Below are 20,481 nucleotides of genomic sequence, written 5' to 3' on the forward strand. Positions count from 1 at the left end.
TTCGGCTCAGTCGATGCCGACTATGACATCCGAGGCCTTGATCACCGCATAGGCCTGCTTGCCTTTTTCGAGCGCGAGGTCGGCGACCGCTTCGTTGGTGATCGAGGCGGTGACGATGACGCCGCCGCCGATGTCGATCCTGACATGCGAGGTGGTGGCTCCCTTGACGATCTCGGTGACCTTACCGTTGAGGATGTTGCGGGCGCTGATCTTCATGCGTCTCTCCTTAAAGCTTCGCCGTTCATCGTAGGCCGAGACCACGCAGGCGCACAACGCCAAGGCAGGCGAAAAGCCTTCCCTTGTTATGTTCATGCGGATATATCGATGCGAGGCTTTGGGTCGTACGGATTTTGAAACCAGGGAGAGATTCCATGACGGGCAAGGGTTTTGGGTTGAAGGCGGCAGCTATTGGCGGCCTGGCGACAATGCTGATGGCGGCGGTACCGGCGGCCCATGCCGACGACAAGGTGATCGTATTTGCCGCGGCGAGCCTCAAGGACGCGCTCGACGCGGTCAACAAGGCCTGCGAGCCGGAAGTCGGCGAAGCCGCTACCATTTCCTATGCGGCGAGCTCGGCCCTGGCCAAGCAGATCGAAGGCGGCGCGCCGGCCGACGTTTTCGTCTCGGCCGACCTCGACTGGATGAAGTATCTCTCCGACAAGAAGCTGACCAAGCCGGATACCGAAGTGAAGCTGCTCGGCAACCAGATCGTGCTGGTGGCGCCGAAGGATTCCACGGTCGAGACCAAGGTCGAGAAGGGCTTCGACCTCGCCAAGCTGATCGGCGACGGCAAGCTTGCCATGGGCGATTTCAAAGCCGTGCCGGCCGGCAAATACGGCAAGGCGGCGCTGGAATCGCTGGGCGTCTGGTCGTCGGTCGAAGGCAAGGTCGCGCAGGCCGAGAATGTGCGCGCCGCGCTAAAGCTGGTGTCGACGGGCGAGGCGGCGCTGGGCATCGTCTATGCCACCGACGCGCATGCCGAAAAGGGCGTCAAGGTCGTCGGCACCTTCCCGGAAGATTCGCATCCGCCGATCGTCTACCCGATTGCCCAGACCGCGGATTCGAAGGAGAAGGATACGGCTGCCTTCCTGAAATGCGTCGAGTCGGCCAAGGCCGCCGAGCTCTTCAAGGAGCAGGGTTTTACGGTGCTCGCGCCGAGCAACTGAGAAAGACCGCGCAGACATAGCTATGAATTGGCTGCTGGACCTCACTCCCGACGAATGGAATGCGGTCCGGCTGTCGATCAAGGTGGCCACGGTGGCGATGCTCGCCAGCCTGCCGCCCGGCATCCTGCTCGCGCTCCTGCTCGCGCGGGGGCGTTTCTGGGGCAAGACCCTGCTCAACGGGCTGGTGCATCTGCCGCTGATCCTGCCGCCGGTGGTGACCGGCTATCTGCTCTTGCTCACCTTCGGCCGGCGTGGCCCGGCCGGCGCCTTCCTTGCCGAGCATTTCGGCATCGTCTTCTCGTTCCGCTGGACGGGCGCGGCATTGGCCTGCGGGGTGATGGGCTTTCCGCTGATGGTGCGGGCCATCCGGCTCTCGATCGAGGCTGTCGACCGCAGAATCGAGGCGGCGGCCGGCACGCTCGGCGCCGATCCGCTCTGGGTGTTCGCCACCATCACGCTGCCGCTGATCCTGCCCGGCGTGATCGCAGGCGCGGTCCTTTCCTTCGCCAAGGCGATGGGCGAATTCGGCGCCACCATCACCTTCGTCTCCAACATCCCCAACGAAACGCAGACGCTGCCCTCGGCGATCTACACCTTCACACAGGTGCCGGGCGGCGATGAAGGGGCGCTCAGGCTGACGCTGATCTCGATCGTCATCTCGATGGTCGCGCTGGTCGCTTCGGAAGTGTTGGCGCGGCGGGTCGGCCGGCGAATGGACATCGAATGACGCTCTCCGTCGATATCCAGCATCGGCTCGCCGATTTCGCCGTGGAGGCGCGTTTCGAGAGCGCCGGCCGGCTGACGGCGCTGTTCGGGCCGTCCGGTTCGGGCAAGTCGACGCTGATCAATCTGATTGCGGGTCTGATCCGTCCGGACAAAGGCCGTATCTCGGTCGACGGCAAGGTGCTGGTCGACACCGCCGCGCGCATCTTCGTGCCGATGCACAAGCGGCGGATCGGCATGGTGTTCCAGGATGCGCGGCTGTTCCCGCATATGAGCGTCGCCGGCAATCTGCGCTACGGCCGCTGGTTCACGCCGGCTTCCGAGCGCTACGCCAGGATGGACGCGGTGGTCGACCTGCTCGGCATCGGTCACCTGCTCGACCGGCGGCCGGCGAAACTGTCGGGCGGCGAAAGGCAGCGGATCGCGATCGGCCGCGCGCTGCTTGCCAGCCCGAAAATGCTTCTGATGGACGAACCGCTCGCCTCGCTCGACGAGGCGCGCAAGGCCGAGATCCTCCCCTATATCGAGCGGTTGCGCGACGAGACGAAGATCCCGATCGTCTATGTCAGCCATTCCGTCGCCGAGGTGGCGCGGCTGGCGAGCGACGTCATGGTGCTTTCGCAGGGCAAGGTTGCGGCCGCGGGCCCGACAGAGGCGATCATGCGGCGGCTCGACCTGTTGCCGGCGGAGGAACGCGGCGAGGGCGGAGCGGTGCTCGACACCAAGGTCTTGCGCCACGACGACGCTTTCGGCATGACGGTGCTTGCCTCGCAGGCCGGCGAGATCCGCGTGCCGAAACTGGCGCGGCCGGCCGGTGCTTCGGTTCGCATACGCGTCCGCGCCCGCGACGTGATGGTCGCCATCGAGAAACCTGCCGGACTCAGCGCGCTCAATATCCTGGAGGGAACAATCGTCAGCATGAAGCCCGGCGAGGGACCCGAGGTCGAAATCGGCATCGATTGCCACGGCGCGGTTGTGATCGCGCGGATCACGGAACAATCGCGGCAGGCGCTTGGTCTCAAGCTGGGAAGGCAGGTCTTTGCGGTCATCAAGACGGTGAGCTTCGATCGCGCAAACACCGGTGCCGGCCTGCCGGCCGAAGCCGACGTTTGAGGATCTCGATCATGTCGCTATGTATATTTGGAATAGCGCTTGCTTCGCATAGAGACTATTGTCGCGCCGTGGAAGCCGAGGAGATGAAATGCCGTCGCTCAGCCTGCGGATAAATCTCGACCCCGACGGCCGGATCGGCCCGGGCAAGATCGAACTTCTGGAGCAGATCGCCGCCTTCGGCTCGATCTCGGCCGCGGCGCGCGGCATGGAGATGTCCTACAAGCATGCCTGGGATCTAGTCGAAGACATGAACCGCGTGTTCGGCAAGCCGCTGGTCGCGGCGCAGACCGGCGGCCGCAAAGGCGGCGGCGCGCAGCTGACATCGGTGGGTTTGGCGGTCGTCAGCCGGTTTCGCGCCATAGAGCGAGCCGCTTCATCGGCCGCCGCAGTCCATATGCAGGCCCTGCAGGCGGAGATCGATGCGGGATAAGGCAAGGCAGTAGGCAGTAGGCAGTAGGCAGTAGGCAGTAGGCAGTAGGCAGTAGGCAGTAGGCAGTAGGCAGTAGGCAGTAGGGGTATGATGTCCTGGATGCTCGAAATCGAGGCCCCTATCGCCTCCATTATCTTACTGCCTATTCCCTACTGCCTACTGCCTAATCTCCTGGCTTCCTCAGCAGATAGGTGTCCATGATCCAGCCCTTCTTTCGCCGGGCTTGCTCGCGAACCCTTTCGATTTCGGCGCTGACATCGCCCAGCCGGCCGGAAATGACGATCTCATCCGGTGTGCCGAGGTAGGCGCCCCACTGGATGAGGACGTCCTGGTCCGCCAACGTGTTGAAGGCGCATTTGCCGTCGAGCATGACCACGGTCGAGCCGGCATTGGCGGCCAGGCCTTCCTCGGTCAGCCGCCGGCCGGTGGTGACAAGAATCGAATCGCCGATGCGATTGAGCGCGGTCGCGTGGGCGGCGGCCAGCGCCTGGATCGCGGTGATGCCGGGGATGACTTCGAGCTCGAAACCGACATTGCCCCTGAGGCGAACGCGTTCGAGGATACGCAGCGCGCTGTCATAGAGCGACGGATCGCCCCAGATGAGGAACGCGCCGCAACCGTCGTCGGCAAGCTCGTCGCGGATCAAGGCCTCATAGATCTCGGCGATCGCCTCGTGCCAGTCGTCGACGGTTGCCCGGTAAGACGATGTCGGCTCGGCCCGAACCGGCACATCGAACTCGACGCGGCGCGATTTCGGATTGGTGACGAAGCAGTCGCATATCTGGCGGCGCAAATCGGCAAGATCGTTCTTCTTCGTTCCCTTGTCGGGAATGAACAGCACGTCGGCGCGGTTCAGGCCGTTGATGGCCTGTACAGTCATGTGGTCGGGATTGCCGGCGCCGATGCCGATGACGAGAAGCTTGCGCATGGCGCTCTCCTGCCCGATCGATGGCGCGGTGTCCAGAAGTCCCGATGCCCGATGACGAAGGGCTTTGAAACGGCGCACTGAAACGGTAGATGAAAAGACGCCCGGTATCGCCGTCGAGGAAGGGTCCATGTTACGCACCGTACTGACCGCAGCGCTGGCAATCATGGCCGCTCCGGCCTTCGCCAATGATTCCGTCGCCGAGCTCGGCACCGGCGGCCTGATCCTGTCGCGCAGCGACGCCGTCGCCATGCAGAGCGAGGATCTTTTCATCTCGCCGGAGAAGGTGGCGGTCGACTATGTGTTCCGCAACAACACCGACAAGGATGTCAGCTCCATCGTCGCGTTCCCGATGCCCGACATCGAGGGCGATCCGAACGAGATGCCGGCGATCCCGGAAGCACAGAGCGACAATTTCCTCGGCTTCGAGGTGACGATCGACGGCGTCGACGCGAAGCCGCAGCTCGAGCAAAGGGCGTTTGCGCTCGGCATCGACATCACCGCGGACCTCAAGGCGCAGAACGTACCGCTCTATCCGTTCGGCGACGCCGCCAAGGCGGCGCTGGCGAAGCTGCCCAAGGATGTCGCCGAGGATTGGGAAAACCGTGGCATCGTCATCGAGGATACCGCCGATGACGGCTCGGGCATGAAAACCGCCTATGCGCCGTTCTGGCAATTGCGCTCGACCTATTGGTGGCGCTCGACCTTCCCGGCCAACAAGGAAGTCCATGTTTCGCATCGCTATAAGCCCAGCGTGGGCGGCACTTCCTCGGTCAGTTTCTTCTCCGACGGCCAGTTCCAGGGCCAGTATGCGGCCTACAAGACCCGCTATTGCATGGACGGCGCATTCGAGAATGCGGTGCGCAAGGCGGCCAAGGCAAATCCGGATGGTTATCCGAAATATTACGAGAGCCGGATCGCCTACATCCTGACCACGGGGGGTAATTGGGCCTCCGGCAATATCGGCAATTTCAACCTGACGATCGACAAGGGCGACGTCAAAAACCTTGTCTCCTTCTGCGGCGACAATGTCAAAAAGGTTGGACCGACGACTTTCGAGATCACCGCAAAGGATTTCTATCCCGAGCGCGACATCGACATCCTGCTGCTGGAGCCGTCGGATAATGGCGGGAATGGCGGCTGATGGACATCGCGATCTATGTCGCCATCGCCGAAAACGGCGTGATCGGACGCGAAGGCGGCCTGCCGTGGCGGCTTTCCACCGATCTCAAGCGGTTCAAGGCCGACACGATGGGCAAGCCGATCATCATGGGCCGCAAGACCTATGAAGGCATCGGCCGGCCGCTGCCCGGCCGTCTCAACATCGTGGTGACGCGCGACAAAACCTGGCGGGCCGAGGGCATCGAGGTGGCCCACTCGCTGGATGACGCGATCGCGCTGGCCAGGGTGCGCGGCCGCTGCATGGCGGGCGCGCAGGAGATCTGCGTGGTCGGTGGCGGCGAGATTTACGCCCAGGCTTTGCCGCTCGCCGACCGGCTGCATGTGACGCATGTGCTGGCCAGCGTCGATGGCGACGCGCATTTCCCGCCTATCGACCCAAATGTCTGGCAAGTCGTCAGCGCCGAGGACTTTCCCGCCGGCGAGAAGGACAGCCACGCCACGCGTTACACGGTTTACGAGCGCCGACGCGACGATCGTTGACGACGACAAAGGGTCGCTACCGATCCAAATCGCACGGAGACGACGACACATCGCGTTGAAAGCGGGTCAAGGCGTCCCTATAGAAGAACGGTGTTGCAGCGGTACAGCGTCCAACCATACGCGCAAGAGGCCGACGTAATACTTTGATTTTGGCGCATGATTCCTTTTCGAAAACCGATATGGGTTTTCCGGGTCATGCGTTAGGATTGCGCCGCAAGGCCTGAGGGAACCGGAGCGAAAGGACATTCATGCCCTGGAACGACAAGAGCGGTGGCGGCGGCCCATGGGGCGGCGGCGGCAATCAAGGGCCCTGGGGGCAGGGACCGAAAGGGCCAAGCGGCCCGCAGGGTTCGCCCCCCGATCTTGAGGATATCATCCGCCGCGGCCAGGACAGGCTGCGGCGCGCGCTTCCGGGAGGCGGCGGCGCCAGCCCGGCCGTGCTCGGGCTGATCGCGCTGGCCCTCATCGTGCTGTGGGCCTTCAAGGCGATCTACACCGTGCAGCCCGACGAAGTTGCGGTCGAACTGCGCTTCGGCCAGCCGAAGACCGAGCTTTCGCAGCCAGGCCTGCATTTCCACTGGTGGCCGATCGAAACGGTCGAGACCGCAAAGATCTCCGAGCAGCTCGTCAGCATCGGCGGCGGCTCGAGCAGCGGCTCCGGGCTGATGCTCTCGGGCGACCAGAACATCGTCAACGTGCAGTTCTCGGTGGCCTACCAGGTCTCCGATCCCAAAGCCTATCTGTTCGATGTCTCTGATCCCGACGGCATGCTGACCCAGGTCGCCGAGAGCGCCATGCGCGAAGTCGTCGGCCGGCGGCCGGCGCAGGACATCTTCCGCGACGACCGCCAGGGCATCGCAACCGGGGTGCGCGAGATCATCCAGGGCACGCTCGACGGCTACAAGACCGGTCTCCAGGTCAACGCAGTCTCGATCGAGGACGCGGCACCACCGCGTGAGGTGGCCGACGCGTTCGACGAGGTGCAGCGCGCCGAGCAGGACGAGGACAAGTTCGTCGAGCAGGCCAACCAGTATTCCAACCAGAAGCTCGGCCAGGCGCGCGGCCAGGCGGCGCAGGTCCGCGAGGACGCCGCCGCCTACAAGAACCGCGTCGTGCAGGAGGCGGAAGGCGAGGCGCAGCGCTTCATCTCCGTCTACAACGAGTACGCCAAGGCGCCCGACGTCACGCGCAAGCGCCTTTATCTCGAAACCATGGAGAAGATCCTGAAGGACTCGAACAAGGTCGTCGTCGAACAGGGCAACGGCCAGGGCGTGCTGCCTTACCTGCCGCTGCCGGCATTGCAGCCGAAAGCACAGCCGGCGCCGGCCCCTATGGGTGGTGTCACGACGGGAGGTAACCAGTGATGGCCAATCGTCTTCCCATCATCGCCGTGATCGCGGCCGTCCTTCTGTTCCTGCTCTATTCGTCGGTGTTCGTGGTCAATGCCGGCCAGCAAGCCATCGTGCTCAGGTTCGGCGAGATCATCGACGTCAAGAGCGAGCCCGGCATCTACTTCAAGGCGCCGTTCGCCTTCTTCGATGCCGACAGCGTGCAAATGGTCGAGAAGCGGGTGATGCGCTTCGACCTCGACAACATCCGCGTCCAGGTCTCGGGCGGCAAGTTCTACGAGGTCGATGCCTTCATCGCCTACCGCATCTCGGATCCGCGCACCTTCCGCGCAGCGGTGTCCGGTCAGGTCGAACTGGCCGAAGCCCGCCTGAGGACGCGTCTCGACGCGGCGCTGCGCCGTGTCTACGGCCTGCGCGACTTCGAAGCCGCTCTTTCGGAAGAGCGCGGCAATATGATGCGCGAGGTGCGCGATCAGCTTCGTCCCGACGCGACCTCGCTCGGCCTCGACATCGAGGACGTGCGCATCCGCCGGACCGATCTGACGGCGGAGGTCTCGCAGCAGACCTATGACCGCATGAAGGCCGAGCGCCTGGCGGAAGCCGAGCGTCTGAGAGCGCGCGGCAACGAGGCGGCGCAGCGCATCAGGGCGCGAGCCGACCGCGAGGTCGTCGAGATCGTCGCCGAGGCGCAGAAGGAATCGGAAATCCTGCGCGGCGAGGGCGAGGCGCAGCGCAGCGCGACCTTCGCCGACGCCTATAAGCGCGATCCGGCCTTCTTCGACTTCTATCGCTCGATGAACGCCTACGGCACGGCGTTGGACAACACCGGAACGACGATGGTGCTCTCGCCCGAATCCGAGTTCTTCCGCTACTTCCGCGATCCGGACAGCAAGCCCGGGCCGGGACCTGCCGCGCCTGCGACGCCACCTGCAACGCAACCCGGCACCGCCCAGTAGCGGGCGGTGCAGGATTTTCTAGCGGCAATCGGCCTGGTCCTCGTGATCGAAGGGCTGGTCTATGGAGGGTTTCCGGCTTTGGCCCGGAAACTCGCTACTGAAGTGCTGTCGGTGCCGGAAAATGTGCTGCGGATCGGCGGGCTGGCGGCGATCGCCATCGGCGTCGGCATCGTCTGGCTGGTCCGCGGTTGATGAAATTCCTTGGTGCCGAAGCGATTGACGATTTATCTTCCGCCGATAGCTATAGCCGCAAACGTGCCTTATTTTTTGCCAACATGAATCGGACAGGCGCCTTTGCGGATGCGTCGTTCCTTTTCTGAAACACCGGGAGGCCACGATGATATCCGACACCCTGTTGCGCGCGGCGCGGCGCACCTTCTTCGCCGGCGCCACGGCATTCGCAGTCGGCATTGTTGCCGTTCCGTCCTTCGTCACGCCGACGATCGCCTCCGACGGACCGCCTTCGGTCGCCGATCTGGCCGAGCGCCTGCTTGGCGCGGTGGTCAACATCTCGACCTCGCAGACGGTGAAAGGCACGGAAGGGCCGGGCGCGGTGCCGATGCCGCAGCTGCCAGAGGGCTCGCCGTTCCAGGACTTCTTCGACGATTTCTTCAAGAACCGTGGCGGCGACAAGGGTGGTGCCGCGCAGAAAGTGCAGTCGCTCGGCTCCGGCTTCGTCATCGACGCCGAACAGGGCATCGTCGTGACCAACAACCATGTCATCGCCGATGCCGACGATATCGAAGTCAATTTCTCCGACGGCATCACGCTGAAGGCGACGCTGGTCGGCACCGACACCAAGACCGATGTCGCGGTGCTGAAGGTCGACCCCAAGGGACACAAGCTGACGGCGGTGAAATTCGGCGATTCCACCAAGATGCGCGTGGGCGACTGGGTGATGGCGATCGGCAATCCGTTCGGCCTGGGCGGCACGGTCACGGTCGGCATCGTCTCGGCGCGCAACCGCGACATCAATTCCGGCCCCTATGACGATTTCATCCAGACCGACGCCGCCATCAACCGCGGCAATTCCGGCGGCCCGCTGTTCGACGCCGAGGGCGAAGTCATCGGCATCAACACGGCGATCATCTCGCCGTCGGGCGGGTCGATCGGCATCGGTTTCTCCATCCCCTCGCAGCTTGCCGCCGGCGTCGTCGACCAGCTTCGCCAGTATGGCGAGACGCGGCGCGGCTGGCTCGGCGTGCGCATCCAGCCGGTGACGGACGACATCGCCGAAAGCCTCGGCATGGCAACCGCCAAGGGTGCGCTGGTGGCCGGCGTCATCAAGGGCGGGCCGGTCGACAACGGTTCGGTGCAGGCCGGCGACGTCATCATCAAGTTCGACGGCAAGGACATCCACGAAATGCGCGACCTGCCGCGTGTCGTGGCCGAAAGCCCGGTCGGCAAGGCGGTCGACGTCGTCATCGTGCGCAAGGGCGTCGAGCAGACCGTCAAGGTGACGCTCGGACGGCTCGAGGACAGTGAGAAGCTGGCCAGCGGCGAGAACGGCAACACCGACCAGGACAAGGGCGACAAGGCGACGCCTCCGGTATCGACGGCTTCGGTGCTCGGCATGACGGTCGGCGAGCTCAACGACCAGACGCGGCAGAAGTTCGGCATCGCGGCGGACGTGTCCGGCGTGGTCATCACCGATGTCGCCAAGAATTCGGCGGCGGCCGAGCGCGGCATCCAGCCTGGCGAGGTGATCACCGAGATCGCGCAGGAATCGGTCGGCACGCCGAAGGATGTGATGGACCGGATCGGCGCGCTGAAGGAGCAGGGCCGCAAGAACGCGCTCTTGATGCTGGCTTCGAAGACCGGCGAACTGCGCTTCGTGACGATCCGGATGGATTGAGTCCGGGAGCTTCGTTTGCGGTCTTGCGGTTGATCGCTGAAAGGCATGTTGGCCGTTGGTGACGACAGCACTGTTTCTTGAGTATGAAGCAGTACTGTCACGACCGGAGCAAGCGGCCATCCATCGCCTGTCAGCTGTTGAGCTAGATCGCTTGCTGGCCGGCTTTGCTGCCTTGGCGGAGCCTGTCGAGCTGCACTTTCTCTGGCGTCCGCAGTTGGCCGATCCGAAGGATGAAATGGTGCTGGGGGCGGCCGTCAATGGCAGGGCAGATGCGCTGGTCACGTACAACCGCCGAGACTTCTCGACCGCCGAAGCTCGCTTCGGCGTTCCGGTCATCGGCCCGGCCGAGTTGCTGGAAGGAACACGAACATGAGCAAGGCAACATATCCTTTGAAGCTGCCCCTCTCGGTCAAGGAAGCGGCGGCGCGCCTGGCAAAAGCGGACGGTGTCTCGCTCAATCAGTGGATCGCCTCGGCCGTGGCACAAAAGATCGGTGCCATGGAGACTGCGGCCGATTTCCTACGCCGACGGGCGGGCAATGCATCCGGCGCGGATTTTGCCAGGATTCTCGATCGGGTCCCGGATGGTCCGCCACAGTCCGGAGACGAACGTCCTTCTGAGAGGCATTGATCAGATACGCCGTGCCTGCCAATCCTCGCGCGACAGCCTGTACATGACATGCCGCTTGAGATGCGGATGGCTATCGGGGACGGCGGGATGGTCGAAATCGGCGGCGGGATCGACTCGCATGCCGAGCCGCTTCATGACAGCGATGGAGCGATGATTGTCAGCAACCGCGAACGACACGATTTCGCCGACGCCAAGCGTTCCGAAGCCATAGGCGAGCCAAGCTTCCGACGCCTCGGTGACGTAGCCCTTGCCCCAGAATTCGGGTGCCAGCCGCCAGCCGATCTCGATGGTGCCGGGCGCCAGCACGTCGATGTCTTCCGTTCCGGACAAACCGACAAAGCCGATGCATTCGCCGGTCGCGGCAATCTCGGCCGCGGCGAAGCCGTAGCCATCCTCATCGATCCAGGCGCGGACCTCGTCCATCTTGGCATCCGCCGCGGCACGGTCGCGGCGGAACGGGAAGAATTCCATCACGCGCTCGTCGGAGTTGATGCGATGGAAAAGCGCGCGGTCGCGCTCTTCCCAATTGCGCAGGATGAGACGCTCGGTGCGTATCGGCGTCATTGGAGACCTCACAAGACGAATTCATCCCGGCGATAGCCCTGGAGATAGAGCAGCGCGGTCAGATCGCCGTGATCGATGCGGATGCGGGCCTGCTCGGCCACCGTCGGCTTGGCGTGAAGCGCGATGCCAGTGCCGGCAAGACGGATCATATCGAGGTCGTTGGCGCCGTCCCCAACCGCAATCGCGTCCTCGGTGGTCAGTCCGAGCCTCTTCGCGATGTCGAGCAGCGCTTCGGCCTTGGCGGCGCGGCCGAGGATCGGCTCGGCCACCATGCCGGTGAACGTGCCGTCTTTCTCGATCAGGCGGTTGGCGCGGTTTTCCTGGAAGCCCAGCATGGCGGCGATGCGGCTGGTGAAGACGTCGAAGCCGCCGGAGACCAGCGCCGTCCAGGCGCCATGGGCACGCATCGTTTGCACCAGCGCGCGGCCGCCGGAGGCGAGCGTCAGCCGATTGGCGATGATGCGGTCGACCACGGCGGTATCGAGGCCCCTCAGCAGGGCGACGCGCTCGCGCAAGGCGGGCTCGAAGGCGATCTCGCCATTCATCGAGCGCGCGGTGATCGCCGCCACATGATCCTTGACGCCGATTTCGTCGGCAAGCTCGTCGATGCATTCCTGGTCGATCATGGTCGAGTCCATATCGGCAAGCAGTATCTTCTTGCGCCTGCCTTCGGCCGGTTGGACGATGACGTCGACCGGCTCGGAAGCCAATGCGGCGCGCAGATTGGCGGTCATTTCGCCGATATCGGGCGTCCGCGGCAAAACGAGATCGCAGGCAATGTCCGCGGCCAGCCAATCAACGGCGCTTGCGCCGGCGGCCCGCAAGGCCATATTCGCAAGCGAGGCCGGCACGGCGCGGGCTTCTGGACGGGATACTAAAGTGGCGATCAGCGGCATCGAACATTCCGGCAGGCAGGCGGGCGAAGGCCGCGTCAAGAACGCGATCCTGATAGCCGGGCCGACAGCCAGCGGCAAGTCGGCGCTGGCGCTCGATCTCGCCGAACGCGACGGCGGCGTCATCGTCAACACCGATTCCATGCAGGGCTATTCGGTGCTCGATGTCCTGACGGCGCGGCCAAGCGCCGCTGAAATGGCACGCGCGCCGCATTTCCTTTACGGCCATGTCCATCCCTCCACGGCCTATTCCACCGGCGCCTGGCTGCGCGACGTCACGAAGCTGATAGAAGACGGCGTGCTGTCGGGCCGACCGGTCGTTTTCGTCGGCGGCACCGGGCTCTATTTCCGCGCGCTGGCCGAAGGCATCTCGGACATGCCGGACATTCCGGCCTCCGTCCGCGAGCGCTGGCGCTACGAGCTCAAGGAACAAGGGGCCGAAAGGCTGCATCGCCTGTTGATGCGTGAGGATTCGACCGTCGCCATGCAGCTCAGGCCGACCGATGGCCAGCGTATCGTGCGGGCACTCGAGGTGCTCGACGCTTCGGGGCGCTCGATCCTGGAATGGCAGGCGGCGCGCGGCCGGCCGCTGATCGATCGCGACAGCGCGCGTTTCCTGGTCATCGAGCCGGACCGGCAGCAACTGGTGCGGCGCATCGAGGCGCGTTTCGACCAGATGCTCGACAAAGGCGCGCTCGACGAAGTGCGCCGGCTCATCGCGCTCGGCCTCGACGCGGATCTGCCGGCGATGAAAGCGATTGGCGTGCGCGAGCTGCAAGCGGCAATGGCCGGACAGTCGGGTTTTCCCGAAGCCATCGAACGCGCAAAGATCGCGACCCGGCAGTATGCCAAGCGCCAGTCGACCTGGTTCAGGCACCAACTGGGCGCGGAGTGGCGCAGGCTGCGGCCGGGCGACGAACCGACGCTCCCGGACTGACGAAAAGCTTTTTCAATCAGCACCTTAAAATCCCTGGCTCTAATTCTCGCCAAGGTTGTCCGGGTTAACTGTCCGTAAGGTCCGCCATGCCATAACCTCGAGGCTTGTAGTGCCGCGGGGAGTAGATGCGTTTCCATAAGGCGGAATCCGCATTTTTTGTCTTTATTTTCGTGATCCTGGCCGCAGGCCTGGTGACCTTCCACGCCTATGGCCAATTGCAGGACATCGCCGCCGACCTCGATACCGCATCGCGCGTCGACAAAATCGTCTATCTCAACAAACTGCTGTTCGTCACCGGGGCGCTGCTGGCGACCGCGCTGTTCTTCGGCACCTTCTTCATCTACCCGCTGATCCGCGGCCAGGTGCGGGAAGAGGGCAAGCTCAGGGCCATGACGGTTTCGCTCAGCGCCCGTTCGCAGACGCTCGAGCAGGCGGCGCTCACCGACGGTCTTACCGGAATGCAGAACCGCCGCTATTTCGACGATGCGCTGCGCGAATATCTCCACGAATTTCGCCGGATCGACAGGCCGGTCGGACTGATGATCCTCGATCTCGATCATTTCAAACAGGTCAACGACACGCATGGCCATGACGTCGGCGACGAGGTGTTGAGGGCCGTCGCCGCGTGTCTGAGGGGCATGACGCGTTATCACGATGTGGTGGCGCGGCTGGGCGGCGAGGAATTTGCCGTCGTCACCCCCAATATGGATGTCGAATTGCTCGCCAGGTTCGCCGAACGCATCCGCAAGGCGATCGCCAACATGTCGATCATGTCGGGCAATGTGCGGCTGAAGGTCACCACCAGCGTCGGCCTTGCCGTCTGGGACCACAAGGAGAGCGCGGAGGATTTCTACCGCCGCGCCGACCGCCAGCTCTATGAGGCGAAGAAGCAGGGCCGCAACCGCGTCTGCGCCTAAAATCTCATCATCAAATTCGTGAGGCTGGCCGTCTGGAGGCGCTTTCTGCGCTTCCGGTGCTCACGGACCCAAATGTCCGCTCCGCTCCGGTTCTCGAAAACGGCTCCAGCCGACTCAGCCTGACGAATTTCCTGACGAGATTTACCCATTCAAGCGGGGCTTCAGGCAGAGCGGAAACTCAGTCGTTGAGCTGGCGCATGCCGAAGGTCGAGGGCTTCAGGCCGTAGCGAGTGTCGAAGTCGTCGTCCGGCTGCACGCGCGGGGCGTTGGCCGGCTTCTTGTAGTCCGGGTCGCCGGCCTGGCGGGTCGAGTCCACGGTCTCGGCGAAAGCCATGGACTGCTGCGGCTTCGGCACGTTGCGAAGCCGCTCGACGATCATGGCCAGATCGACGTCGCTGCCATCCACGGAGGGCTCGACCTGCTCGCCTTTCGCGGTGCCGGGGATGAATTGTTGCGGCAGCTTCTCGAATTTCAGCCGCATGGTCGTCGCCACGCCTTCGCCGAAAGCGATGGCTTCGCGTTGCCCCATCGAGGACAGGAAAGCCAGCGTCGAGGCCGAGGAGTCGGCGATCGCCGAGCGGATGATCGCCTGGTCCTGTTCATTCGCGAGGCGCATGGCGAAAAAGGTAGAGCATTGCGACAGGATGGTCGGGTCGAGCTCGCCCGGGCGCTGGGTGACGACGCCGAGATAACAGCCATATTTGCGGCCTTCCTTGGCGATACGCGACAGCGCGTGGCGGGTCGGCGCGAAGCCGAGACGCGGATCGGCCGGCATATAGCGGTGGGCTTCCTCGCAAAGCAGCAGCAGCCTCAGCCGGCCCTCGCTCCACAAGGCCAGGTCGAAGGCCAGGCGCGCCAGCACCGAGCAGACCGAATTGACGACTTCCGAAGGCATGCCCGCCATCTCGAAGCAGGTGACCGGGCGGCCATGGCTGGGGACGCGGAAAATGTTGCCGATCGTTTCGTGGATGGTGTCCTCGATCAGCCGCGAATTGAACATGAAGCGGTAGCGCGGGTCGGCCGCCGCCGATTCGATGCGCGTTTTCAGCGATTTCAGGATCGGGCGGTCGTTCTTGCTTTCGAGCAGGCCCATGCGCTCGTCGATCTGCTTGATGAGATCGGCCATGCGGTAGGGCACCGGCGTGTCCGCCGTCAGCGCGTCGCTGCCGCGCCTGACATAGGTGCCGGAATTCGGGTTGCGATAAAGGTTCTTGGCGGCCGGGATCAGATCGCGCAGGACATCCACTTCCTCGGGCACCGTCTCGCGGCCGCGAAACAGCACTTCGGCGAATTCCTCCAGCCTGAACATCCAGAACGGCAGGTCGAGTGTCTTGGAATCGACCTTGACGCAATATTCCGGCAGCGAGCCGGCGAACTCGTTGTGCGGGTCGAGGATGAGCACGCGCAGGTCGGGGCGCGCCTCGATCGTTTTGCGCAACAGCAGCGACACCGCCGTCGATTTGCCGACGCCGGTGGTGCCGACGATGGCGAAATGACGCGCCAGCGTGTCGTCGATGGCGATGTGGGCATCGATCGACTCATCCTGCGACAGCGTGCCGATGGTCACCGAATGGCGCCCGGCCAGATCGTAGACCGCCTGCAGGTCGCGGCTGCGGATGCTGTGGGCAATGGCGCCGATATGCGGATAAGTGGTGATGCCGCGGTCGAACACCGGCTTGGCGCCGGGCTCGGCGCCGTCGCGTACCTCGCCGACCAGTTCGACGCTGACCTCGATCGGATTCTGCCCTTCGTGGTTCCAGGCAAGGTCCGATTTGCCGATGGCATAGACAAGACCGACCGTTCTTGTCGAACCGAGATTGATGGAGATCATCTTGCCGACGGTCCACAGGCCGGTGACTGCGCCTTCGGTGTCTTCCGCATGGGCACTGATGGTGGCGCGCGCGCCGTCGCATTGCACGACATTGCCCAGAATGCGCTTATCGCTCTGCTGGATGTTGCGGCGCTCCTGCGAAGTCGGTTCGCCAACGGAGGCTTCGCGTTCAACAAACATGATGCCGTGGTCCCATTCCCCTGGAGCGGCAACCCTATCCAATCGGGGTTAAAGTCAGGTGAGGTCGAATGGTGTAGGCAGCGTTAAGCCAGCCGCGACAATTCGATCGAACAGCCCTTCCCAGCGTGTGGAATTCCGATATATTGGACTGATGGATGATATATCGAACGACATCAGTGCCACGATCGGCAGACGGATACACTCCGAAAGGACGATGAGGGGCTGGTCGCTGGCCGAATTGGCCGAGCGCTCGGACGTTTCGAAGGCGATGCTGAGCGCCATCGAACGCGGTACGACCAGTCCGACCGCGGCGCTCCTGGTGCGCATCGCGGCGGCCTTCGGCATGACGCTGTCGACGCTGATCGCACGAGCCGAGATGCAGGGCGGCGGCGTTTCGCGCAAGGACGAGCAGCCGGTCTGGCAGGATCCGGCAACCGGTTACATCAGACGTCACCTGTCGCCGGCATCGCGGATGCCGCTCGAACTGATCAGGGTCAGCCTGCCGGCGGGCGCCAAGGTCAGCCTTCCAGCCGCATCCTACACCTTCATCAAGCAGCAGGTATGGCTGATCGACGGAAGGCTGGACTTCACCGAGGGCGATATCGTGCATAGGCTCGAGCCCGGCGACTGCCTGGCGCTGGGGGCGCCCTCGGATTGTGTCTTTCATGCTCCCGGACCGGATGCGGCGGAGTATCTCGTGGCGCTGGTCAGGGACTGATTGCGATGTCTCGCCGGCCAAAGCGCTCGCATAATGGCGGGCCGCCGCTCGACGACTATGACGGCCCGCCCTGGGGCAAGGGCGACGCCTATATCTTCCTCGCCTGGCGCGCCGCTCACGACAAGACCTGGAAGGCGCCAAGCCACGCCGTCATGCTGATGCGGCTGGAACGGGCCGAGCGGCTCGGGCTGACCTATGAGGAATATACGCTCGAGATCCTGGAGCGCGGGCGCCATCTCAGCGAGGACGACGCCGACCGTATCGCCGAAATCAGGCGGGCGCGCCGACGCAAGCGAACCAGCCATTTCGAATGACCTCGTCCCGAGACCTCTGGAGAACACCAGAATGAACTCCCTTGAAATCCGGGTGTTGATGCACGACGCGGCGACCGTAGCCCAACTGTCCGCTCTCTTGATCGAGACGGTCGCCGCCGGCGGATCGGTGAGCTTCATGCATCCGCTGTCGCTGGAAGCGGCGCGGGACTTCTGGCGCAAGTCGCTTGCCGGGGCCGAGCGCGGCGAAAGGGCGGTGCTCGGCGCATGGCGGGGCGAGGCGCTTGCCGGCACCGTCACGCTGCTGCTCGACTTTCCGCCCAATCAACCGCACCGCGCCGAGATCGCCAAGCTGATGACCGGCCGCGATCATCGCGGCAAAGGCGTCGCGACGGGGCTGATGCGGGCAGCGGAGAAATTGGCCGTCGAGAAAAGTCGTACGCTGCTGGTGCTGGACACGGCGAGCGAAGAGGGCGCGGCCGGGCTTTATGAGAAACTTGGTTTCACGCTGACCGGTGAGATCCCCGATTTCGCGCTCAAGCCACATGGCGGGCTGACCGGCACCCTTATATACTGGAAGCGGATAGGGATCGCGGCCGACGCGCTATCCTGAAATCCTGGCGATGCGCGACAGAAGCCAGCGGCGAAAATCCTGCTCGGCGCCGGACAGTCGCGACGATGACGGTCTTGTCAGGAAATGGCCCGATGGGCTCGAAAGCTCGAAATCCGAAAGCATGACGAGAGCATTGTCCCTGAGCGCGGCGTCGACCAAAGGCCGGGAGCCGAGCAGCGCTCCGGCGCCGGTCTTGGCGGCTTCCAAGGCGGCGACGAAACTGTCGAAGCGATGCGAGCGCCGGGAATGGCCGGCAAGCCCCGCGGCGGCAAACCATTCCGCCCACATTTCGCGCGCGCCTGCCACCAGGAGCAGCGGCAATGATGTCCAATCGCCACTACGGGCGGGCGGCGGAGCCGCGACTGGAACGAGCCGCTCGACGGTCAGCCGGTCGGCCTCGCGACCGGGAAAGGACCCGTTGCCGAAGCGTATGTCGAGCGCCGAGCCCGGCTGGTCGTAATCGGTCGGCCGATGGATGGTCACCAGATCGAGCCTGACGCGCGGCAGCGCCTTTGCCAGGTCGGGAAGAGCGGGTACCAGCACCAGCAGTGCGAAGGAAATGGGAACACGTATGCTGACGGTCTGCACGGCGCGCGGCTCGAACAGCTCTTTCGTGCTGTTGCCGATGGTCGCGAATGCCGACTGGATGTGGGGGAGGTAGGCCGCGCCTTCCGGCGACAGCGCCACGCCGCGCGCCAGGCGCGCGAACAATCGCGTCTTCAGCCGCTCTTCCAGGAAACGGATGTGCTGGCTGACCGCAGCCTGGGTGAGCCCGAGCTCGGCGGCCGCAGCGGTGAAATTCGACAGGCGGGCGGCGGCCTCGAAACTGCGCAGCCAGTCGAGCGGAGGCATCGTGTCGAAAGCTTTTCCAGCCATCACAAATTTAGCGCCATTGCCCACAAAATGATAATTTGAATTATGCCTTCGATGAAGCCACCATGCAATCCGTACCTGCGGTGGCGGTTAGAGGATGGGAGCTTTCAGGATATGTTGGCGACGGTAACGCTGGGCGACGACGGACGAACGATCGAGCTTGGCTGGGAAGACGGAGCGGTGAGCCGCTTCCACGCCATGTGGCTGCGCGACAATGCGCTGGACGACAAGACACGCAGCGCCGGCAACGGCCAGCGGCTGATCACCATCCTCGACATTCCGGCCGGGACGCGGATCGGCTCAGCCTCGATCAAGGGCGAGTTGCTCGAAGTCACGTTCGCTCCCGAAGGCAAGACCGTCGGCTTTCCCGCCGGCTGGCTGCGCAGCCATGCCTATGATCGCCAGGAGGTTCGCGAGCCCGGCTGGACGGGAGGCGACACAGAGCGCTGGACGAAAGCCACGATGCAGAACTCCGTGCCGCGTGCGGCCTATGCCGACGCCAGCCGCGACAGCGATGTGCTGCGGCAATGGCTGGCCGCGGTTCGCAGCTACGGCTTTGCCGTCATGGACGGTCTGCCGACGGAATCCGGCGCGCTGTGCAAGGTGGCCGACCTGTTCGGCTATATCAGGGAAACCAATTACGGGCGCTGGTTCGAGGTGCGCGCCGAGGTCAATCCGAACAATCTCGCCTACACCAATCTTGGCCTGCAGGCGCATACCGACAATCCCTACCGCGACCCGGTGCCGACGCTGCAGATCCTGGCCTGCATCGAGAACACGGTCGAAGGCGGCGAATCCAGCGTCGTCGACGGGTTCGCGGTGGCGGCGGCGCTTCAGGCGGAAAACCCCGACGGCTTCCGGCTGCTCTCTTCCTATCCGGCGCGCTTCGAATATGCCGGCTCGTCGGGCGTGCGGCTGCAGTCGAAGCGGCCGATGATCGAGCTCGGGCCCGATGGCGAGTTGATCTGCATCCGCTTCAACAACCGCTCGCTGGCGCCGGCGGTCGACGTGCCCTTCGCCGAGATGGAGAAATACTACGCGGCCTATCGCCGTTTCGCCGAACTGATCGAGGATCCTTCCTTCGAGGTGACCTTCAAGCTTGAGGCGGGAGAATCCTTCATCGTCGACAACACCCGCGTCATGCACGCGCGCAAGGCGTTTTCCGGCAGCGGCAAGCGCTGGCTGCAGGGCTGCTACGCCGACAAGGATGGCCTGTTGTCGACGCTGGCGGCGATCGAGCATGGTTTCAAGGAGGCGGCGGAATGAACTCGAACGAATTGAACACGGGCAACATCGTCGAATTCATCGCCGATATCTTCGAGCGTCGCGGCGCCGAATCCTATCTCGGCGAGCCTGTCACTATGTCGGAACATATGCTACAGGGCGCGTGGCTGGCCGAGCAGGACGGCGCGCCGGAGGAGCTCGTGGCGGCGGCACTGCTGCACGATATCGGCCACTATACCAGCGAGTTCGGCACCTATTCGCCCGACGACGTCGAGGACAAGCACCATGACGAGGCGGGCGGGGAGGTGCTTGCGCCCTTCTTTCCGCCGGTCATCGTCGAGTGCGTCAGGCTGCATGTCTCGGCCAAGCGCTATCTGTGCGCCACCGACCCGACCTATTTCGGCAAGCTGTCGCCGGCCTCGGTGCATACGCTGTCACTGCAGGGCGGGCCGATGAATGCCGAGGAAGTCAAGGAGTTCCGCCGCAATCCGTTCCACGACGAAGCGGTGCGCGTGCGCATCTGGGACGAGGGCGGCAAGGTCGCCAATATGAAGACGCGCGCCTTTCGCGATTACGTGCCGCTGCTGGGGCGCGTGGTGAAGAAGTTCGCGGCCGAGAAGGCGGCTTAGACGCGAAAGTCTGGGGGAGAA

At 64.0% G+C, this 20,481-nt stretch carries 25 protein-coding genes; 19 read left to right on the plus strand and 6 right to left on the minus strand.

From position 1 onward, the window contains the following. Positions 1-6 precede the first annotated feature (6 nt). Positions 7-216 carry a TOBE domain-containing protein gene (locus FJ430_RS16075; RefSeq protein ID WP_140705864.1) on the minus strand — a complete coding sequence of 70 codons (210 nt, stop codon included), beginning with the start codon at positions 214-216 and terminating at the stop codon, positions 7-9. 155 nt (positions 217-371) lie between these two features. Between FJ430_RS16075 and modA the strand changes: the two genes are divergently transcribed. The 4 genes from modA (at position 372) to FJ430_RS16095 (ending at position 3,432) form a co-directional block, all read left to right on the plus strand. Then, positions 372-1,166, plus strand: a complete 795-nt coding sequence (modA, locus tag FJ430_RS16080) for a molybdate ABC transporter substrate-binding protein (RefSeq protein ID WP_140705862.1) — start codon at positions 372-374, stop codon at positions 1,164-1,166. Between the two features lie 22 nt (positions 1,167-1,188). Further along, the gene (modB, locus tag FJ430_RS16085) at positions 1,189-1,893 is read left to right on the plus strand and encodes a molybdate ABC transporter permease subunit (protein WP_140705860.1); all 705 of its coding nucleotides are present in this window, start codon (positions 1,189-1,191) and stop codon (positions 1,891-1,893) included. Beyond that, positions 1,890-3,002 (plus strand): molybdenum ABC transporter ATP-binding protein, encoded by a 1,113-nt coding sequence (gene modC / locus FJ430_RS16090; RefSeq protein ID WP_140705858.1) that lies wholly within the window; start codon positions 1,890-1,892, stop codon positions 3,000-3,002. Before modB ends, modC begins: the two co-directional genes overlap by 4 nt. Before the next feature lie 88 nt (positions 3,003-3,090). Further along, positions 3,091-3,432 (plus strand): winged helix-turn-helix domain-containing protein, encoded by a 342-nt coding sequence (locus FJ430_RS16095; protein WP_040982165.1) that lies wholly within the window; start codon positions 3,091-3,093, stop codon positions 3,430-3,432. 163 nt (positions 3,433-3,595) lie between these two features. On the opposite strand, the gene cobF is transcribed toward FJ430_RS16095, so the two are convergent. Next, on the minus strand, positions 3,596-4,360 hold the full coding sequence (gene cobF / locus FJ430_RS16100) for a precorrin-6A synthase (deacetylating) (RefSeq protein WP_140705856.1): 765 nt from the start codon (positions 4,358-4,360) through the stop codon (positions 3,596-3,598). A gap of 127 nt (positions 4,361-4,487) precedes the next feature. Between cobF and FJ430_RS16105 the strand changes: the two genes are divergently transcribed. The 8 genes from FJ430_RS16105 to FJ430_RS16140 all read left to right on the plus strand — a co-directional run bounded on the left by FJ430_RS16105 (position 4,488) and on the right by FJ430_RS16140 (position 10,809). After that, on the plus strand, positions 4,488-5,501 hold the full coding sequence (locus FJ430_RS16105; RefSeq protein WP_140705854.1) for a DUF4424 domain-containing protein: 1,014 nt from the start codon (positions 4,488-4,490) through the stop codon (positions 5,499-5,501). Continuing rightward, entirely contained in the window at positions 5,501-6,019 is a 519-nt protein-coding gene (locus FJ430_RS16110; RefSeq protein WP_140644183.1) for a dihydrofolate reductase, read from the plus strand. The genes FJ430_RS16105 and FJ430_RS16110 overlap by 1 nt, the downstream gene beginning before the upstream one ends. A 248-nt stretch (positions 6,020-6,267) precedes the next feature. Beyond that, positions 6,268-7,383, plus strand: coding sequence for an FtsH protease activity modulator HflK (gene hflK, locus FJ430_RS16115; RefSeq protein WP_140644185.1), 1,116 nt, complete (start codon positions 6,268-6,270; stop codon positions 7,381-7,383). Continuing rightward, the gene (gene hflC / locus FJ430_RS16120; protein ID WP_140705852.1) at positions 7,383-8,324 is read left to right on the plus strand and encodes a protease modulator HflC; all 942 of its coding nucleotides are present in this window, start codon (positions 7,383-7,385) and stop codon (positions 8,322-8,324) included. The genes hflK and hflC overlap by 1 nt, the downstream gene beginning before the upstream one ends. 6 nt (positions 8,325-8,330) lie before the next feature. After that, entirely contained in the window at positions 8,331-8,516 is a 186-nt protein-coding gene (locus tag FJ430_RS16125; protein ID WP_140644189.1) for a DUF2065 domain-containing protein, read from the plus strand. Positions 8,517-8,661: 145 nt separating this feature from the next. Then, a complete protein-coding gene (locus tag FJ430_RS16130; protein WP_140644191.1) occupies positions 8,662-10,179 on the plus strand; it encodes a DegQ family serine endoprotease in 1,518 nt (505 codons plus the stop codon). A gap of 58 nt (positions 10,180-10,237) precedes the next feature. Continuing rightward, on the plus strand, positions 10,238-10,552 hold the full coding sequence (locus FJ430_RS16135; protein ID WP_226891734.1) for a putative toxin-antitoxin system toxin component, PIN family: 315 nt from the start codon (positions 10,238-10,240) through the stop codon (positions 10,550-10,552). Next, positions 10,549-10,809, plus strand: coding sequence for a pilus assembly protein HicB (locus FJ430_RS16140; RefSeq protein ID WP_140705848.1), 261 nt, complete (start codon positions 10,549-10,551; stop codon positions 10,807-10,809). Before FJ430_RS16135 ends, FJ430_RS16140 begins: the two co-directional genes overlap by 4 nt. On the opposite strand, the gene FJ430_RS16145 is transcribed toward FJ430_RS16140, so the two are convergent. Next, positions 10,810-11,373, minus strand: coding sequence for a GNAT family N-acetyltransferase (locus FJ430_RS16145; RefSeq protein ID WP_140655129.1), 564 nt, complete (start codon positions 11,371-11,373; stop codon positions 10,810-10,812). Between the two features lie 8 nt (positions 11,374-11,381). Further along, positions 11,382-12,269, minus strand: coding sequence for a phosphoserine phosphatase SerB (gene serB, locus FJ430_RS16150; RefSeq protein ID WP_140705846.1), 888 nt, complete (start codon positions 12,267-12,269; stop codon positions 11,382-11,384). Here serB and miaA point away from each other — a divergent pair. After that, a complete protein-coding gene (miaA, locus tag FJ430_RS16155) occupies positions 12,259-13,203 on the plus strand; it encodes a tRNA (adenosine(37)-N6)-dimethylallyltransferase MiaA (protein WP_140706000.1) in 945 nt (314 codons plus the stop codon). The two genes, serB and miaA, sit on opposite strands and share 11 nt — an antisense overlap. A 125-nt stretch (positions 13,204-13,328) precedes the next feature. Beyond that, on the plus strand, positions 13,329-14,120 hold the full coding sequence (locus FJ430_RS16160) for a GGDEF domain-containing protein (protein WP_140655136.1): 792 nt from the start codon (positions 13,329-13,331) through the stop codon (positions 14,118-14,120). Positions 14,121-14,298: 178 nt separating this feature from the next. Here the strand turns inward: FJ430_RS16160 and FJ430_RS16165 are convergent, their stop codons facing one another. Next, positions 14,299-16,131, minus strand: coding sequence for an ATP-binding protein (locus tag FJ430_RS16165; protein ID WP_140705844.1), 1,833 nt, complete (start codon positions 16,129-16,131; stop codon positions 14,299-14,301). A 151-nt stretch (positions 16,132-16,282) separates the two neighbouring features. On the opposite strand from FJ430_RS16165, the gene FJ430_RS16170 reads away from it, so the two are divergent. The 3 genes from FJ430_RS16170 to FJ430_RS16180 are packed head-to-tail and all read left to right on the plus strand — an operon-like array spanning position 16,283 to position 17,734. Further along, positions 16,283-16,849: a helix-turn-helix domain-containing protein gene (locus tag FJ430_RS16170; protein ID WP_140705842.1), complete on the plus strand. Its 567-nt coding sequence runs from the start codon at positions 16,283-16,285 to the stop codon at positions 16,847-16,849. A gap of 5 nt (positions 16,850-16,854) precedes the next feature. Next, on the plus strand, positions 16,855-17,163 hold the full coding sequence (locus FJ430_RS16175) for a hypothetical protein (protein WP_140705840.1): 309 nt from the start codon (positions 16,855-16,857) through the stop codon (positions 17,161-17,163). 31 nt (positions 17,164-17,194) lie between these two features. After that, positions 17,195-17,734, plus strand: coding sequence for a GNAT family N-acetyltransferase (locus FJ430_RS16180; RefSeq protein WP_140705838.1), 540 nt, complete (start codon positions 17,195-17,197; stop codon positions 17,732-17,734). Here the strand turns inward: FJ430_RS16180 and FJ430_RS16185 are convergent. Continuing rightward, positions 17,726-18,610, minus strand: a complete 885-nt coding sequence (locus FJ430_RS16185) for a LysR family transcriptional regulator (protein ID WP_226891735.1) — start codon at positions 18,608-18,610, stop codon at positions 17,726-17,728. The two genes, FJ430_RS16180 and FJ430_RS16185, sit on opposite strands and share 9 nt — an antisense overlap. A 111-nt stretch (positions 18,611-18,721) precedes the next feature. Between FJ430_RS16185 and FJ430_RS16190 the strand changes: the two genes are divergently transcribed. Both FJ430_RS16190 and FJ430_RS16195 read left to right on the plus strand, forming a co-directional pair. After that, positions 18,722-19,873 (plus strand): gamma-butyrobetaine dioxygenase, encoded by a 1,152-nt coding sequence (locus tag FJ430_RS16190; protein ID WP_140705836.1) that lies wholly within the window; start codon positions 18,722-18,724, stop codon positions 19,871-19,873. Beyond that, the gene (locus FJ430_RS16195; protein WP_140705834.1) at positions 19,870-20,460 is read left to right on the plus strand and encodes an HD domain-containing protein; all 591 of its coding nucleotides are present in this window, start codon (positions 19,870-19,872) and stop codon (positions 20,458-20,460) included. The genes FJ430_RS16190 and FJ430_RS16195 overlap by 4 nt, the downstream gene beginning before the upstream one ends. Positions 20,461-20,481: the final 21 nt, after the last annotated feature.

The sequence above is a fragment of the Mesorhizobium sp. B2-8-5 genome (genome assembly GCF_006440675.2).
GTDB lineage: Bacteria > Pseudomonadota > Alphaproteobacteria > Rhizobiales > Rhizobiaceae > Mesorhizobium.